Below are 668 nucleotides of genomic sequence, written 5' to 3'. Positions count from 1 at the left end.
AACTCGACTCCATGAAGTCGGAATCGCTAGTAATCGTGGATCAGAATGCCACGGTGAATACGTTCCCGGGCCTTGTACACACCGCCCGTCACACCATGGGAGTGGGCTGCAAAAGAAGTGGGTAGCTTAACCTTCGGGGGGGCGCTCACCACTTTGTGGTTCATGACTGGGGTGAAGTCGTAACAAGGTAGCCCTAGGGGAACCTGGGGCTGGATCACCTCCTTACCTATACGACTAACTTAATGTTTGYTGAGTGTTCACACAGATTGCTTGTTTAKCTTCTCTTAGGAGAAGTCAGAGCKRAAYRYSCCKCTWGCMGGTASRYRTTGTTCTTTAACAATTTGGAAAGCTGATAGTATTTAATTGCATGAGTCTGTCATGTGATTAATTACAAAACGTTTAATGCGCAAGCATTRAACATGAGTTCTCAAACACTTTATTAAGTGTCTTGAATATTCAATAGTAAATTATGCTTAGTGGCATAGTTTACGTCTAAGGCGCGTCCACTTCTTTGGTCAGAAGTGAGACAAGTAAAACCAAGCTGGTCGCAATGCGRCGCAGATGAGTGAAACTCATTTGGGTTGTATGGTTAAGCGACTAAGCGTATACGGTGGATGCCTTGGCAGTCAGAGGCGATGAAGGACGTAGTAACTTGCGAAAAGCGTTGG

2 rRNA genes are annotated in these 668 nt (G+C 45.6%); both read left to right on the top strand.

Annotated elements, in window-relative coordinates:
• A 16S ribosomal RNA gene (locus L5M51_RS22750) occupies nucleotides 1-225 on the top strand; the annotation flags it as partial.
• Between the two features lie 362 nt (nucleotides 226-587).
• Nucleotides 588-668, top strand: a 23S ribosomal RNA gene (locus L5M51_RS22745); the annotation flags it as partial.

The sequence above is a fragment of the Shewanella sp. SM73 genome (genome assembly GCF_025653795.1).
Taxonomy (GTDB): domain Bacteria; phylum Pseudomonadota; class Gammaproteobacteria; order Enterobacterales; family Shewanellaceae; genus Shewanella; species Shewanella oncorhynchi.
Note: the sequence above shows the minus strand (reverse complement) of the source record. Positions and strands in the feature narration are given on the sequence as shown.